Source organism: Bacillus sp. BB51/4, assembly GCF_008368845.1.
Taxonomy (GTDB): Bacteria; Bacillota; Bacilli; order Bacillales; family Bacillaceae_G; genus Bacillus_A; species Bacillus_A wiedmannii.
Genome location: NZ_QOSC01000010.1, coordinates 1 through 16,629 on the forward strand (window position 1 = coordinate 1; position 16,629 = coordinate 16,629).

Genomic DNA, 16,629 nt, shown 5'->3' on the forward strand with positions numbered 1-16,629 from the left:
AAGAAGTAAGTGAAGCAACAGGTTGGAAATATGGATTCAAAGACTTAGCGGCATATGATGCCGAAGGCAATGCGTACAAGTATGAAGTGAAAGAACAACCAGTGGATGGATATAAATCCGAAGTAAAAGGTTATGACATTACAAATACAAAAGTAGCGCAAACAACAGTAGAAGGAACAAAAACGTGGAAGGACGGAAACGCAACAAATCGTCCGGCAACAATCAAAGTAGACTTACTACAAAACGGTAAAGTAGTTGCGACGCAAGAAGTAAGTGAAGCAACAGGTTGGAAATATGGATTCAAAGACTTAGCGGCATATGATGCCGAAGGCAATGCGTACAAGTATGAAGTGAAAGAACAACCAGTGGATGGATATAAATCCGAAGTAAAAGGTTATGACATTACAAATACAAAAGTAGCGCAAACAACAGTAGAAGGAACGAAAACGTGGAAGGACGGAAACGCAACAAATCGTCCGGCAACAATTAAAGTAGACTTACTACAAAATGGCCAAGTAGTTGCGACGCAAGAAGTAAGTGAAGCAACAAGTTGGAAATATGGATTCAAAGACTTAGCGGCATACGATGCCGAAGGCAATGCGTACAAGTATGAAGTAAAAGAACAACCAGTGGATGGATATAAATCCGAAGTAAAAGGTTATGATATTACGAATACAAAAATCAAAGAAGATCCAAAAGATCCGAGCATAGATCCAAAAGATCCGAGCGTAGATCCAAAAGATCCAAGCGTAGATCCAAAAGATCCAAGCGTAGATCCAAAAGACCCGAGCACAGACCCAAAAGATCCAAGCACAGATTCAAAAGTTCCACCTACTAAAGAAAATAATAAGACATCAGTATGGCTTCCTAAAACAGGTGGAACATCAATGGAGATGATTTCATATATTGTAGGAATGTTGTTGATGGCTTTAGGTGGATTCGTATTTGTTCGTCAACGAATGAGATAAAAAGACTGGTTATGCTATAAAAAATCAAAAGGCCGTAAAGCGCTTTGTGTAAAACGCTTTGCGGCCTTTTCTTATTTTAAACTCTTTTGTTATAACAGGTTTTGCGATATGGGAAAGTGTATGAAAGACTTTAGTCTAACTTTTAGGTTTGGAATGAAATTACCGTTTTTTTCACAGAAAACTACTGGTTTGTAAACTAATACTTCATGGTTCTAGGATGTACCTAAAAAGATGAATAAGAGTTTTCTTTCTCGAGAGTAGATATAGGAAGGTTTATATTAACTGTTGTTCCTTTTCCTACTTCACTTTCAATAAGTATCTTTCCTTGGTGCTTTTCAATAATTTTATAACAAATCATTAATCCTAAACCGATACCATTTTCTTTGATACTATAAAATGGTTCCCCTAGATAAGGTAAACGTTCTTTTTCAATTCCACACCCGTAATCGGTAAATTGAATGTTTACCTGTTTTTTATCAGGTGCATATTCGATTTGAATCAAGATTTCCCCTCCCATTGGTGTTGCTTCAATCGCATTTTTTAAGACATTTATAAAAGCTTGCTTTAATTGATTTCCTTCACAAAGTATGAATGAAGTATCAGATGTAAACTCAGTTGTAATTTGTATGCAATTCATTATCGCTTGAGGTTCAAGTAACATTACAATTTGCTTCATTAATACATTCAGGTCATTAGTTTTAATTTCTAATGCTTCAGGTTTTGCTAATGTCATAAATTCATTAGTAATACTATCTATACGTTCAACCTCTGCTAACACTATATCTATATAATGCTCAGTGTTCTTATTTTCCATTGATTTTAATAACTGCATGAATCCTTTCATTGCTGTTAAAGGATTTTTAATTTCATGAGCAATTGCAGTGGATAATTGACCTACTACAGCAAGTTTCTCCGATTTTCGTAATAATTCTTCTGTTTTTAACCGTTCAGTGATATCACGAGAGATACTTAGGAAAACGTTTTTTCCATTCAAGTTAAAAATACGTACACTAAACTCAGTTGTAATTGTTTGTCCTGTCGGAAAAACAAATTCATCTTGCAAAGTGAAAAAAGTCTGTCCCTCTCTAATTTTTTTTAGCAACCGTATGATCATTGGAGAATCTTGCGGTACAGTATCGGGAAATGGTATCGAGAGAAGCTCTTCTCTACTATATCCAAATCTTTTACACCCAACAGGATTTACTTCAATAAATCGAGTTGGAACATGATCCTCATCCATCTCTACTACATATACTGCGTCAGTTGCTTGTTCGATTAATGCACGGTATTTCATTTCACTGTCTCTTAATTGTTGATGTAATCGATGCAGCTCTCTTTCTGCTTGTTTCCTTTCAGAAATGTCTCTACAAATTCCTGATAAAGCAATTACATTGCCCCTTAAATCTAAAATGGGTGAAATTGTCAAGCTTACATCAATGAGCGTGTTGTCTTTTCGTTGTCTAACTGTTTCTACTCTATTTATAACAAGGTCTTTTGTATTAATATTTTTAATGTTTTTGATAGTTTCTAAGGTTTGATTCATTAAAAAATCAGGTACGCAAGGTAATTTTTTTCCCAAGCTTTCTTTTTCTGACCAACCAAATATCTTCTCATAAGCTTTATTCGCTTGTATCATATGTCCATCTAAATCAAATATAGTGATAGCATCTACGTTATGATTTACAAATGATTCCAGACGTTCTTTCGTCACCTTTAGTTCATCTTCCGCATTTTTTCTTTTCGTTATATCAACCGTAGAACCAACTACCTCAATAACTGTTCCTTCTCGTATAACAGGCCTAAGAGAGAAAAGGATAATAGTCTCATCAGTTGGCCATGGCAGTTCGAAATTGACTTCTTCACCATCCCATGCCTCTTGATAATATTTTAGTAGTCGAGGAAGTAAATGAAATGGAACAATGGAAGAATCTATGGTCAGTAAACTTTTTCCTACCACTTGTTCGGAGTGAAACCCATGGTGATAAAATAACTGCCCATCACATAAAGTGTGGATAAAATCCCCATTTTCTTTTTTAAATTTAAAAATACCTCCTTGCAATTCATGTACGGTATCCCTTAATACTTGCTTTGATTCTAGTAAAGTTTCATTCGCTTTAGCTAGGTCTTGTGTTAAGCTATATAAATTTTGATAGGATTCCATAAGAAAAACACCAATTAAGAGTCCACAAGATATAAATAATGTACCTTGGATGTCAAGAAGTATAAGCGAGATAGAAGGAAAAAAGAATCCAAATACCCAATGAATTATGGCTAGATAAACAGCTAGATAAAGAAAGACGCTTTTAAAGCGATGGGTATTTTTGAGATATGTTTTGAATATAGTATATATAGTAGCAATTCCTAAAGCAGCTATCAAAGCTGGTCCCCAATCACCACCAAGGTAGAAAATACGCATAAATAAAATAAACATTAACGTAATCCAGCCAGCTGTACGACCAAAATAAATAAACGAAATAATAAGAGGAACGGCTCGCAAATCATAAAACAATCCCATGTGCTTAAAATTAAAAATCATCAAAATAGCAGCTATGATACCTGCATATGTGCCCCAAACTAAATGGATAAATTTATAATCCATTTTCCTTATAAATACTTGAATAAAAATAGCTGAACTAGCTAGGAAAGAAAAAATAGATAGATTAATGAAGAATCCTGTGAACAGCATGCCATATTCCCCCCTTTTTACATGTATTCGACAAAGAGTATAAAAATCCTACAAATTGCATCATAATTAGACTTATTATTCTAAAGAATAAGACTGTTTTGGAGGAGAGATATGAGTAGTGATAAAAATTTAGCTCCTTTTTACCAGGATTATCAATTGGGTGTTTTGGATAACAATATTTATATAATTTTCAGCACAAAAAGTTTCCATTCCAGAGAAAATGAAATTCCAGATTTGTTTGTAATCGATTTTTAATGAATCGTTAATATATTTGGTATCGAATGAGATTATGTTTGTTATTCGGGATTTTAAGTGGTTTAAATGGAATTTCGAAAAAAAGGGTTTGAGAATGATTTTTTTAAGGTTGTTGCATATATTTTATTAAGTATTGAAATTTTTAAAGGTTATTTTGGCAGGGTTAGTGAGGATTGTGAAGAAACATAATGTAATTGTAAAAATATACGAAAACAAAAAGCATGTAAGGATGAGTTGTAAGCGTACTATTGGAAAGGAAGTGGGGAAATCATGATACATCGATATGAAATTGATTTTTCTGTGATGTATGATGGCAAGGTAACAGACTTACAATCAGCAATTATTCCAGCACATTCTTTAGAAGAAGCAAACAAGAAATTACAATCGGAAGTAAAGCGGAGGTTAGGGAAATGTGTTGTCAAAATTGATCATACAAGTTTACTGGTTTCAGAGGATAGTCGATATACAATTGGATGAAATAAGGAGAGGAGTCTTGCAATCAGCAAGGCTTTCTATTGCTAGAGCTTGATGGAAAGCGAACAATTACAGAATTAGTATATCTACCTCGACAAGATTGGTCAGAAAATGATCATATTTTAAAAAATGGGAGTTAAAATACACACCTTCTAATTTTTGGACAGAGAAAACAGCTTTAGAAGCTCTACGCTGGACCATCGAAGAAAAAGAAAAAGAAAAATTAACAAATGAAGAATTGTTACGAGTATATGATATGGAGTGGATGAAACAACATAGAATAACCATGCCTGTATATGAATACTGGAGCAATAATCCATTTCTTATGTATGCTACACGAATTGTATCCAGAACGTTTTCCTAAAAACAGTATGAAAACGTAGAATTCATTACGTAATTGGTGCAATTCTTTCATTGATACAAGGGAATTTTCTCACTCATTAAAACTAGTATGAGAAAATGGATTTGAAAACGATGAACACTTTATTTATGCACACGAGAAATGTGAAGAAGCTATTGAATTTGTTTATTTGATAAAAGGAGCAAGTACCGCTCAGTTTCGTTATAATGAGGGAAAAAAAGAGGAGAATGGTATAGTACATTAAGTAAATGGCATCCATTTGTTTTGAAATTAAAAGAAGTAGGCTGGAGATGTCCGATTAAGATCTATAAAACTGAATTGATAGCTTCCGAGTAGTTAACTATATATTCCAAACCAAGCTATATTGTTACAACAATATAGCTTGGTTTAAGTTCTTGTAGATACCTTAAAAAAAGGAAGAGAAACAGTTTAAAAAAACATAAAATAAGGGTGAAAATGATTTTGCTAATACACTAAAATCGTTTCCATCTCAAAAACCTAGAATACTTTTTGTTTTGAGATACAAATATTCCAGCACCTGCATGGAACAGTTTCTTTTATAGTGAAACTTTGCGTGGTTAAAGTAAAACTATGATAAAGTAAATTACAAGAATTCTTCAACTAACTAAAAAAAGACTGATTAACTATATAACCAAATAATCTAACACAATATCTATTGATTTTCCATCTCAATAACATAACAGTACTTTTGATTTTGAGACATAATATTTTTCATAAACACAACTGCGTATAATATAGGTTATGTAAACTATATGATTATAAACTCATATAGAAAGCCCGTAAAATCTTATCCTTTCTGAATATAAAAATATAGGGACCTTTATCGTTTTCCGTCAGTAGGCGTAAGCCTAACGTTTTTTGGTTCTGGTACAAAGATAAAATAAAAGAGCATATAGCACATATATCTTTAGTGGAATTGTATTTTATGCTATAAGTCCAAACACTTGGTGGATGAACTCTTTTTGATTTTGGACAGACTGGCTCCGTAAATCAATCTGTCCCTTTTTTATCATATGCATGGCTTCAACACCACTCAATATAGAAGTTGCAGTTTTAAATGACTTAAACCCTAACATATGACGCACACGTTTCTTAATAAAACGATGATCTTGTTCCACTATATTATTGAGATATCTGACTTGCCTTATCTTTATGCCTTTGGGCATATGCTTCTCTTCTTTCAACGCTTGAATCGCTACAGGATAGGCAGGGTTTTTCTCTACTGTTATCACACGAGGTTTAGAAATGTACAAAAAAGCCAAGGCTTTCTTGAAAAAGCGCTTGGCTGCTTGTTTTTCCCTTGATTTAATTAGATGAAAATCAAGGGTATTCCCTTCTGAATCAACGGCACGATATAAATACATCCATCGCCTTTTCACTTTAATAAAGGATTCATCGACTCTCCATGAATCGTTTGTTGATTTAAGATGATGCCGTATTTTCTCTTCTAATTGAGGTCCATATTGATGAACCCATCGCATAATTGTAGTGTGAGCTATGGATAAGCCTCTTTCCTCCATCATTTCCACCAACCAGGTTACGGAAGCTCAAATTGTACCGTAGGCACCACCTTACCGTTAATAAAATTAGTTCCGGCTGATAATGCTTCCATTTAAATATATTTTCCTTTTCCATACTGATCACACACCTTTTATAGAGTAGTACTATCAGTACGTCCAAGTTTAATAGACAATTTTCATATACTTCTAAGTTTTTTGCACCAGAACCAAAGAAAAAGACATCCTTCCGGATGCCTTTCCACAGTTTCTAGGTTTACACATTTTGTAAATGTGATAGGACGTTAGGTTCGAATCTAACGATTAAAGAAAAAAATCTGAGCAGTTCTATTACATTATATGCTAATCTGGACTAGTAATTCTATGCAATTTTACATATTAGGGATCACAACACAGCCCATCAAGCTAAGGTCTTGAAGTACCCCCTAAACAAAATTTTTAATTTTCCCACAGTTATTTATGTGAATTCAATTCGTTTTTTTGTTTTGGGGGCGTTATAAGCGTGTCCTTTTACACTTTTCTATCAATGAAACTATTATTTTACTCCTACGTCATTCCAAGCTTTTTGCACAGCTTGATATGTCGCGCTATTAACGCCATCGTAATCAGCAACAGATTGTAATAAAGCAGCACGTGCCTTGCTGAAATCACTTGTTGGCGTAAGGTACGTTGTTAAAGCACGGTAGTAGATTTTTTCTGCTTTTTCCTTACCAATAGCATTGATTATTAAATAAGCAGCTTTATTTGGAATACCGCTATTGATATGTACGCCGCCATTATCTCCTTCTTCTGTTGGTGGTAAATATTGATAGTCATTCATATGAGCAGGTTGGCCATACTTTTCAGGATTTGATAAGCTGCGAAGTGCATCTCCTGCAACTTTTGGCGTAGTTACAGCTTCTCCTAAATCCCAGTTGGCTGGATCAACGAAATATCCAAATACATCAGAAAAAGATTCATTTAGTGCCCCGGATTGATTTAGGTATTCAAGCTCAGCTGACTTATCAGTTACCGCATGTGTTAGTTCGTGTGCAACAACATCAAGAGAACCTGACAGCGGTGCGAATTGAACACCATCGCCATCACCATATACCATTTGTTGTCCATTCCAGAATGCATTATTGTAGTTGGTTCCGAAATTAATTCCAGAACGAATCGTTGCACCTTTTCCATCAAAACTGTTACGGTTATGAACATTTTTATAATAATCATATACTTTTCCTGCATTAAAATGAGCATCAACTGCAGGAGCTTGGCTCTTATCTATCCAAGCATTATCTGTATCGAATAAATAGGAATTACTTGGATTTTGCCAATCAGTGCCGTGATTAGTTGTAGTTGTCTCAATAACGCCACCGTTCATCGGCTTTGTTGTGTCTTTTAAATAGTATTTTCCATATTGACTGCTATAAGTTGTATTCAGGCTTTTTCGATCCCCAAATACGCCGTTGCCGTAGCCTTTTTGCGGAGTATCTGCATCTGTAACTGCATTATATGAATTTACAATTGTTCCATCTTCTGCGTTTACATAGATTTTCCAGTTTGCCCCATAAGGTTTAATGAATTGTAATTGTACTTTATAAGTTAAGTAATAATTTCCGTCTTTTTCATAAACAACTAAATCTGCTTTTTCATTTGTAGATTTTGCGGTTTCTTTCATTTGTTCTAACGGAGTCCCATTTGTTTCTACAAATGTATCTTTTTTTGCTAGATTAATATGTTTCCATGCATTTGAAAGGGCAGTCTCATTTGAAATCTTAGCCTTTGTATTTCCTTTCAAACGTTCAGCGGCAGCGGGATGCACGTCTCCGTTTACCGTTGTTACTTTGCCATCACGATCTGTATGAATAATGAAACGTGCACCATCAACTGGAACTTTATTAATAGATTGAATGTACACATAATGTTTCATTCCTAAATCATCTGAATTTACTTCTTTCAGTGTTAAGTCAGTTTGTGGGTTGATTTTAAATAATTCTTTATTTTCTTCAAGGAACGATTTTACTGCCTTTTCTGAATCTACTTTTTTATCAGATAATTCTCCTGAAAGGAAAGATGGATTTCCTTGTTCATCATTCCACTTTTTTTGAACGACTTCCATTTTGTCCAAAGCTTCTTGCTGCGATACTTGTTCTGCTGCAAAGGCAGTTGAAAATGGAGCACCTAAAACCATTCCGGTTGCTAGTAATGTAACGACGGATTTCTTCATTTTTATTTCTCCTCTCAATACTACGTATAATAAAGATGTATCTTATTAAGGAATTATACAGAAAAAATATTATTTTGTTATTATTAATGTAAAATTGCATAATTTTTAAAAATTATAATATTTTGGGTTCTGGTGCAAAAACTTTGAAGTATATGAAAATGGTCTATCAAACTTGGAAGTACTGATAGTACTACTCTATAAAAGGTGTGTGATCAGTATGGAAAAGGAGAATTTATTTAAGGGGAAACATCATCTTGTTAACCGTACGTTGGTACCTACGGTACAACTTAAGCTTTCGTGATTTGGTGGAAATGATGGAGGAACGAGGGTTATTCCTGGCTCATACACCTATTATGCGATGGGTATATCAATATGGGCCGGAGTTTGATAAACGAATTCGACGTCATCTCAAACAAACGAATAACTCATGGAGAGTGGACGAAACATATATAAAAGTAAAAGGACAATGGATGTATTTATATCGTGCCGTTGATTCTGAAGGAAATACAATTGATTTTCATTTAAGCAAAACAAGAGATCATAGGGCTGCAAAGCGTTTTTTCAAGAAAGCTTTGCAGTCTTTTCATGTTTCAAAGCTCGGTGTGATGACAGTAGACAAAAACCCGGCCTATCCAATCGCTATCGAACAGTTGAAGAAAGAAAAAAGGATACCAATAGGCACCCAAATCCGAAGGATAAAATATTAAAATAACATAGTAGAACAAGATCATCGTTTTATTAAAAAACGTATACGCTCTATGTTGGGATTTAAATCATACAAAACATCAGCCTCTATATTGAGTGGTGTTGAAGCCATGCATATGGTCAAAAAAGAACAAATTGATTTGCAGGACCAGTCTGTCCAAAATCAGAATATTTTTATTAACCAGCTGTTTGGATTAACTGCTTAACAGGTGATTCCGTTAGGAATCCTTGATTCTTTTTTATTTATCATCTTTTTGCACCAGAACCTCTATGAGTATAATCGATTTGAAAAACAAAAGAAAGCTGTATAATTTTTGAAAATGATACCTACTTAGGCTTATTTGGCATGCTCATTTTTAAGGACAAAAAACATTTTAAGAGGTTTTTAGTTCATATGAACGAAAGTTCATTTTGTCTCCGTTCTTAAGTTGATGGGCATGTATGGTGACCCCTTTAAAGCGTCTTTTCTTTATTTTTATAATTTAGTTGTCTGACGTTTGATAATCATAAATCTTTTCACGAATAGCGGATGCAATAAATTCTTCAATAGAACTGTTCGTTTCTTTTACAATGTTTGTGATTGCATGGTATTCACTGCTTGTTATCGTTACTGCCTTAGTAACACTACTGCTATCTAAATACACGCTATTATTAACACGTCTTGTTAATTTTCCTTCTATTATATATGGAGTTAAACAATCAATCCATTCTACCTGCATTTGCATTGGTAATTGAATAATGGATTGACGTACATCAAAGTACCAAAAACCATCTTCCTCAGAAACCTTAATATTTCTTGGTGATGCATACTGTAGTACTAAGTCAATTAAGTGAAAAATGTTACTTCGCAATTGATTTGATTTAGGAAAACGAAACTTTACAAACTTTTGGTGATGACTTCTTGGTTTATCGGATAAAATATATGCAGGCTTATACCCCATTTTAATTGAATCTTCTAGTGTCATATTGTTTCCAAACTCATCAATAAGCACAATATCCCCGCGCTTCGGAATGGATATAATGCGTGCTAATTTATTACCTTCTATAAATTTTTGGAACAATACTACATTATATTTTTGTGAGAATGTATACAGCGTATTGGCCTGATCCAATTGCTGTACCAATCCGTGTATTTCTTCCTCATTTACAAATTTAGTCTCACGATTACGATGTTTCTGTATAGTACAAGTCAATTCTCCTTCTTCTATCCACTTTTCAAGTTGATACATGCTCACATTATAATCTTTAGCTGCCTGATATAAGGTAATTCCTTCTGTTTCACGATCTTCTTTGAGCTTTTCGATGTCTTCTCGCTTAAATAAAAAGCTACCATCTAAACGCCAGGTCTCTCGATTAATGGGATTTAATTGTCCTTGTTTCATAAGAGTACTAAAAATGAAGCTACTAATTCCTAAATAAGCTTTTACTTCATTCGTATTCATATTTATTTCCTGTCTTTCAAACATACCTTTTCCTCCTATGTGTAAACTTCTGTTATGTGAAATCAATAATTTTATTATGTAAAGTTAAATTGATAAAAAATATAATGTAAATTAATTATAACACAATCATAACTTAATTTATTTTTAAAAATATATGAAATTAAAATTCACTTTCTAATTAAATTATCTTTTATATAATTAGAAATTATATAAAAGATAATTTTTTAAAAGAAATAGATAATAACCATAGAAAATGGGAGATTTTCTACGGTTGTTTTACACTTTCATTTTTATAAAGTTTAATTTTACTTTCTAAATAATTTTGAATAAACTTAAGTTATAATAATAGATACAAAGGTAATTAATAAGGAGTTGAAGAATAATGAAATTTGAATTGAATACAATTCATAGTGAAACTTCTTTAGAAAATATAGAAAAACAAAAACAAGATTTCGCTAACATAATTGCAGTATGGAATCGTGATTATATAGATGAAGCTGAATTTAAAAAGGAAAATAATGAAAGAGAAGATACTTATACATACGAAGGATTTTCTGACGAAGAGATAATGTACTACTATTTGAATCGACAAACTCATTTCGACCAAGAAAAACGTATCAAAGATGAATCTAGGACTTTGTATGCACGTGATCTAAGCCAGTTTTACTTCTTTATTAAGCAAAGTACAGAGTTTTTGCAGCAAGATGTAAAAGACTATAAAGTTGGCCAAGTCTGGAGGAATCTAAGAAAGCGCCATATCCGTAACTATCAAAAATGGTTATCCCAGGACGCAATCTCCTATCAATCAAAAGAAAATTACAAGGCATCTACGATTAGTCGGAAGCTCGGTGTAATCCGTTCTTATTTGAAATGGCTATACGAAATCCAATATATCCAGGAGCCTCTTCATGTAGAGATTCTAAGCACGGCGGTGAATAAACAACATAAACCAAAGCGTGAGTTATCATATGAGGAAGTGAAGCAGCTGCTAAACTACTACAAGGATAATGAAATTAACTATGCTTTATTATCAGTCCTTGCTACTACAGGGTTACGTGTTGCAGAGGTGGCCCATGCAAAGTGGGAAGATCTTGAGTATGACGCTATACGAGGACGATACTATTTAACGGTTGATACAAAGGGAGATAATGAACGGATTGTTTCTATTAATAAGGAGATTTTTAATCGAATTGCCGCGTTTCGAATTCGAAGAAGATTACCTATAGACATTGGGAATACAAATGGTGGAACGGTATTTCAAACTAAGAACCATACAGCTTATAGAGAGAATTACTTGTCACAATATATTTCTAAAATCATTAAGGATACTCAGTTACCCTTTACAGAGAACATCCGAATTACTCCCCACTTCTTTAGACATTTTTATGTACAGTACTTGTATGATTACAAAGGATTACCACCTCATGTGATCGCAGCTGCAGTCGGTCATAAAAATGATCGGACTACGAAAGAAAATTATCTGAAGCAAAGATTGACGAAAGATAATGATGCCGGGAATCTAATTTTGGAAGATGAATTTTAATTTTAACGCTTTATAATTATTATTACATGGATACAATAATATTAATTTTAGTTATGTATTTTTTACATAACTAAAATTAATTACTAGGCTGTTTATTTATGTTTATTCTTAAAAGGATTCATTAGTTCTTCGCCAAGATTCCCTAAAAATATATCATTCCTATAGGGGGACTTGTAGAGCTTTGCTAATATATGTAAAATTTAAAATTAGAAAATAAGAGGGTCATAGCATGATATCCAATTCATACATACTTAATGTGTAAAAATTACACGCCTATCCTTTCGGATTATTTTAAGTGAGAAAAGCGGTGTTAAAATGAAGGGAAATTAAAAATCATATTTCATAGACGGGGTCCCGCCAACCAAATGACTTAAAACCCACGTTAAGACATTTTTCGGAAAATGAATACCTGATTTTTCTACGCTAGGAGGGGGACGGCTAACATTTCGGATAGGGTCAATTTTACTGAAAAAAGACCATTTTACATTCAAATAAAATGGTCTCATTAGATATTTTAAGTTCATTAAAAAAGCTTTTCATTTATTTTAGAACTCCTACTTCTTTAGATATTGTGGAATCTTTGTAACAAATTTCTTTAAGTTGAGCGACAATCATTATGCTGATAACAACAAGCAAGAACCAAGAACTAATTTTACCGACATGTACAAGACTCCAAGAGTCTTGTTGATTCGGATATTGCCATGCTCCGAAAAAAGTAGCAATATTTTCTGCAATCCATATAAAGAAGCCAATTAGGAAAAATGAAAAAGGAAGTGGCATTTTATATGTGTTGTTTCGCACTGTGAATTGTACATAAGTTTGAGCAAAGACAATAAATAAAAGGATCGTCAAAATCCAACGGAAATCTAAAATAAAATGATGTGTGAAAAAGTTTAAATAGATCATCACTCCAAGTGGTATTGTCCATATATATTTTGGCCAGTTATTCATTCTTAAATGAAATCGATGCCATGCTTGGCAAATATAACTCGCAACACTTGCATACATAAAACCGCTATATAGTGGTACTCCAAAAACTTTCGTCCACGCTTCTTCTGGATATGACCATGAACCGACATGAACCTTATATACTTCTAATAGAAATCCGATAACATGGAATACACTGATTACTTTTAATTCGTCTTTTGTCTCTAAATTATTTTTGAACATGAGATATTGCGTAATGAGACAAATAAGTAGAATAAAATCGTAGCGATGCAATCCAGGAATTACAATTATCTTTGAAGCAGCAAGTGTTACAAAAATAACCACTGGAAAAATGCAAGATAAGGCTTGATAATAACCGAAATAAAAAAGATCTAGTATATATTTCATGTTTTCACCTTCTAACTGAGTAACGTTCTGTTCTATGTTGACTTAAAGTACATCACGTTTTTGGAATAATGTACTTGATACAATCAGTAATACTGCAAAGTGTATGATTACAAAAATTAATGATGTTGTAAAATTGAAATCTGTAAATAGTGACTTAGTTCCACCACTAATAAGTACATTACTATCATACATTTCTAAATTCAAATGAGAGAATACGGAAAATTGTGCTACTTCTTTAAACGTCTTAAACAATATAGTATTTATTAACCCTTGGGAGAAGAAGATAAATAGCGTAATAATTAATGGTAATACAGATTTTCTAAAAATATTTGCTAGGAAAAAGGCAAATGTTGTATAAAATAATATTGGTAAGGTTTTATAAGTAACTATTTTTAGTAGCATTCTAATCGTTAAATCTTCTTTTTCTCCACCAAAGAATACAAACCCAATTAGCATTGAAACCACCAAAGAGATCAAACAAACAAAAATCACAGTAAGTATAGTTGTTAGATATTTCGAAAACAGTATGGTGATTCGTTTCCTTGGACGAATAAGCAACTGTTTAATGGTTCCTTTCTGGAACTCCTCTGAAATTATTCGAGTTGCAAGTGCTATACTAAAAATTGTAACCAGACTAGTAACCATTTCAAATGTCATGTTTGTAAACGATAGATAACTTGCAAATCGCTCTTTCATTGGGAGCCATGAACGGATAGCGAATACTGATACAATTTCTAAAAAAACTAAGAATCCTATAAACATATAGATGTTTTTTCTTGCATGTAGTTTTAGCATCTCATTTTCAACTAATTTAAACATTATGATTTTCCTCCCTCTGTAATCGCTAAGAATTCATCTTCTAATGTTTTGTTTTGTATTGTTACACCATAAACCAGTACATCAGCATAAATGAGTTTCTTTACAATTTGTGGGATATCTTCTTTCTTTACAGATGTAAGGACTACATTCTGATTCACTACTTTTCCTTTTATAATCTTATTTGCTTCATTTGCCGCATCAACTCCAAAAGTAACTTTGACCGTGTCTTCATTTTTTTGCTTTTCATGTAAATTATACGCTTGTACAAATTGCCCATCTTTTATAATAACAACACGGTCACACATGAGTTTAATTTCACTCAATAAGTGACTGGAGACGATTACTGCGATACCTTCTTCTTTCGCTAAACGTCGTAAATAATCCCGAATTTGACGAATGCCTGCTGGGTCTAATCCATTCGTCGGTTCATCTAAAATTAAAATCTTCGGATTATGCAAGAGCGCTTGTGCAATACCAAGACGTTGCTTCATCCCAAGTGAATATGTTTTTACCTTTTTATCAATCGCTTTCTCTAAATCTACAAGCTTTACAATTTCAGCAATACGTTCTTTGCTAATTGGTTTAACTGCCATATTAGCAAAATGCTTTAAATTTTGCATACCTGTCATATACTCATATAGTTCAGGATTCTCCACAATTGCTCCAATTTGCTCTAAAGCTTTTTCGCGATTTGTATGAATACTATGACCGCAAATGATAATATCACCTTCTGTCATCTTAATGAGACCGGTCATCATTCGAATCGTTGTCGTTTTTCCACTACCATTCGGTCCAAGAAATCCATATACTTCGCCTTCTTTTACTTCAAATGAAAGACCTCGAATAATTTCATTTCCACCAATTTTTTTATGGACATTTTCTAATTTTACTACTACGCTATTCATTTTTTCCTCCTTCTAACGAATTCCGATTTCTCTATTAAATAGACATAATCAAATTCAATTATTTTTCACTTTTTTTATTACTGAAATGATAGCCACCAACAATAATGCAGTAATACCACTAAAAACAAAAAGAATACTTAATGGAATTAGAAAGAAAGGTTCCGTTAATGTTCCGTTTGGTTCTACGCTTGAACCCATCACTAAATAACTAACCATGCAAATGGCTCCTAGTAATATTGATATAAAAGCTAATACATATATTTTTTTCATGATACATTCTCTCCTCCATTAACAGAGTTATTTTTTTTATACTCTAAAATATCACCCGGTTGACATTCTAAAATTTCACATATTTTATCTAGCGTTGAAAATTTAATCGCTTTTACTTTTCTGTTTTTCAATATTGAAACGTTTGCCATTGTAATACCTAATCTTTTAGAGAGTTCTGTAACACTCATTTTTCTTTTCGCTAACATTACATCAAGGTTTACTATGATAGTCATATCTCGGCACCTCAAATCGTTAGATCATTATCTTGTTTTATCTCACTAGCGTTTCTAACTAAATAAGAAAGCATGGAAGTAAATATCGCAATAACAACAGCGAAAAATAGAATTGGTAACAGTACCATTAAAACATTTGTATTGTAGTCTCCAGATATCAAAAGATATAGTAACGCAAAAACGTATAGAACACTTTCAATCATTGATAAAATACTTATTCTTCTTAATCTATCGGCATTTTTAATGGTAAAGGCTTGATCGTAACCAATATCGGAACATATTTGCCACCCAAAAACTAATGCAATAAAGAATGGAATTCCAGTCATCCAAATGAATACAATAAAAAACGGAATCTTGGTAGTCCAGATAAAGATAATAAAGGGCTTATATAATGATTTCAGATTTTCTGAATTCTTTAAAATGTCCCTTCCTATTTCAGGACCAATATAAATGCAGAACAACAAACCAAAAATCCCGCAAAAAACAATTATTAATTTTAACCATACTGATAATTCTTTCTGTTTCAAAGAAAACCCCCCTCTTAGCTAGCTATCAATATAATAAATCAAGAAACATATTTTGGTCAATAAAAATTTATTGTTTTACGATATAAAAATATCGTTTCGGCATTTTATCTTTGTTCCACATTAATGGGCAGTACCCCATCGCTATCAAGCTAATAAAAATAATTTGGCATGAATAATCTTAAAAACTTCTTAAAGGAGAACCCTTTTATTAAATGTTCTCTATATGTAATATTAGGAGCCGGAGTAGTAAAAACAGGTTATGAATTTGGTTATTTCATTACAAACTTCACATTATAAAACAAGAAGTGGTGTTAATTAACATAACAACACTTCTCGGTAGTAAACATAAGAAAAGACGG

At 32.9% G+C, this 16,629-nt stretch carries 13 protein-coding genes and 2 pseudogenes; 5 read left to right on the top strand and 10 right to left on the bottom strand.

Features of this window, described 5'->3' with window-relative positions:
• Positions 1–968, top strand: a 968-nt coding sequence (locus DN392_RS14455) for a Cna B-type domain-containing protein (RefSeq protein WP_149238065.1), incomplete at its 5' end; no start/stop codon positions are given.
• A gap of 223 nt (positions 969–1,191) precedes the next feature.
• Here DN392_RS14455 and DN392_RS14460 read toward each other — a convergent pair.
• The gene (locus DN392_RS14460) at positions 1,192–3,654 is read right to left on the bottom strand and encodes a PAS domain S-box protein (protein ID WP_098413089.1); all 2,463 of its coding nucleotides are present in this window, start codon (positions 3,652–3,654) and stop codon (positions 1,192–1,194) included.
• Between the two features lie 111 nt (positions 3,655–3,765).
• Here DN392_RS14460 and DN392_RS30400 point away from each other — a divergent pair, with 111 nt between their 5' ends.
• Both DN392_RS30400 and DN392_RS14470 read left to right on the top strand, forming a co-directional pair.
• Positions 3,766–3,909: a hypothetical protein gene (locus DN392_RS30400; protein WP_179955925.1), complete on the top strand. Its 144-nt coding sequence runs from the start codon at positions 3,766–3,768 to the stop codon at positions 3,907–3,909.
• A gap of 270 nt (positions 3,910–4,179) precedes the next feature.
• A complete protein-coding gene (locus DN392_RS14470) occupies positions 4,180–4,386 on the top strand; it encodes a hypothetical protein (protein WP_002130290.1) in 207 nt (68 codons plus the stop codon).
• Positions 4,387–5,688: 1,302 nt separating this feature from the next.
• Here the strand turns inward: DN392_RS14470 and DN392_RS14485 are convergent.
• A pseudogene (locus tag DN392_RS14485) lies at positions 5,689–6,400 on the bottom strand (IS6 family transposase).
• Between the two features lie 417 nt (positions 6,401–6,817).
• Positions 6,818–8,491 carry a M4 family metallopeptidase gene (locus tag DN392_RS14490; RefSeq protein WP_149238066.1) on the bottom strand — a complete coding sequence of 558 codons (1,674 nt, stop codon included), beginning with the start codon at positions 8,489–8,491 and terminating at the stop codon, positions 6,818–6,820.
• A gap of 217 nt (positions 8,492–8,708) precedes the next feature.
• On the opposite strand from DN392_RS14490, the pseudogene DN392_RS14495 reads away from it, so the two are divergent.
• A pseudogene (locus DN392_RS14495) lies at positions 8,709–9,402 on the top strand (IS6 family transposase).
• A gap of 276 nt (positions 9,403–9,678) precedes the next feature.
• Here DN392_RS14495 and DN392_RS14500 read toward each other — a convergent pair.
• Positions 9,679–10,662: a DNA-binding protein gene (locus DN392_RS14500; RefSeq protein ID WP_149238067.1), complete on the bottom strand. Its 984-nt coding sequence runs from the start codon at positions 10,660–10,662 to the stop codon at positions 9,679–9,681.
• A gap of 358 nt (positions 10,663–11,020) precedes the next feature.
• Between DN392_RS14500 and DN392_RS14505 the strand changes: the two genes are divergently transcribed.
• Positions 11,021–12,181 carry a tyrosine-type recombinase/integrase gene (locus DN392_RS14505; RefSeq protein WP_063226058.1) on the top strand — a complete coding sequence of 387 codons (1,161 nt, stop codon included), beginning with the start codon at positions 11,021–11,023 and terminating at the stop codon, positions 12,179–12,181.
• Between the two features lie 540 nt (positions 12,182–12,721).
• Here the strand turns inward: DN392_RS14505 and DN392_RS14510 are convergent.
• Genes DN392_RS14510 through DN392_RS14535 form a run of 6 tightly spaced genes read right to left on the bottom strand, consistent with a single transcriptional unit; the run spans position 12,722 to position 16,270 of the window.
• Positions 12,722–13,516, bottom strand: a complete 795-nt coding sequence (locus tag DN392_RS14510) for a DUF817 domain-containing protein (protein WP_063226057.1) — start codon at positions 13,514–13,516, stop codon at positions 12,722–12,724.
• A 42-nt stretch (positions 13,517–13,558) separates the two neighbouring features.
• The gene (locus DN392_RS14515; RefSeq protein ID WP_063226056.1) at positions 13,559–14,335 is read right to left on the bottom strand and encodes an ABC transporter permease; all 777 of its coding nucleotides are present in this window, start codon (positions 14,333–14,335) and stop codon (positions 13,559–13,561) included.
• Positions 14,335–15,240: an ABC transporter ATP-binding protein gene (locus DN392_RS14520; protein WP_149238068.1), complete on the bottom strand. Its 906-nt coding sequence runs from the start codon at positions 15,238–15,240 to the stop codon at positions 14,335–14,337. The genes DN392_RS14515 and DN392_RS14520 overlap by 1 nt, the downstream gene beginning before the upstream one ends.
• A gap of 54 nt (positions 15,241–15,294) precedes the next feature.
• The gene (locus DN392_RS14525) at positions 15,295–15,510 is read right to left on the bottom strand and encodes a DUF3955 domain-containing protein (protein ID WP_063226054.1); all 216 of its coding nucleotides are present in this window, start codon (positions 15,508–15,510) and stop codon (positions 15,295–15,297) included.
• On the bottom strand, positions 15,507–15,743 hold the full coding sequence (locus DN392_RS14530; protein WP_063226053.1) for a helix-turn-helix domain-containing protein: 237 nt from the start codon (positions 15,741–15,743) through the stop codon (positions 15,507–15,509). The genes DN392_RS14525 and DN392_RS14530 overlap by 4 nt, the downstream gene beginning before the upstream one ends.
• 11 nt (positions 15,744–15,754) lie before the next feature.
• Positions 15,755–16,270, bottom strand: a complete 516-nt coding sequence (locus DN392_RS14535) for a DUF2975 domain-containing protein (RefSeq protein ID WP_063226052.1) — start codon at positions 16,268–16,270, stop codon at positions 15,755–15,757.
• Between the last annotated feature and the right edge of the window lie 359 nt (positions 16,271–16,629).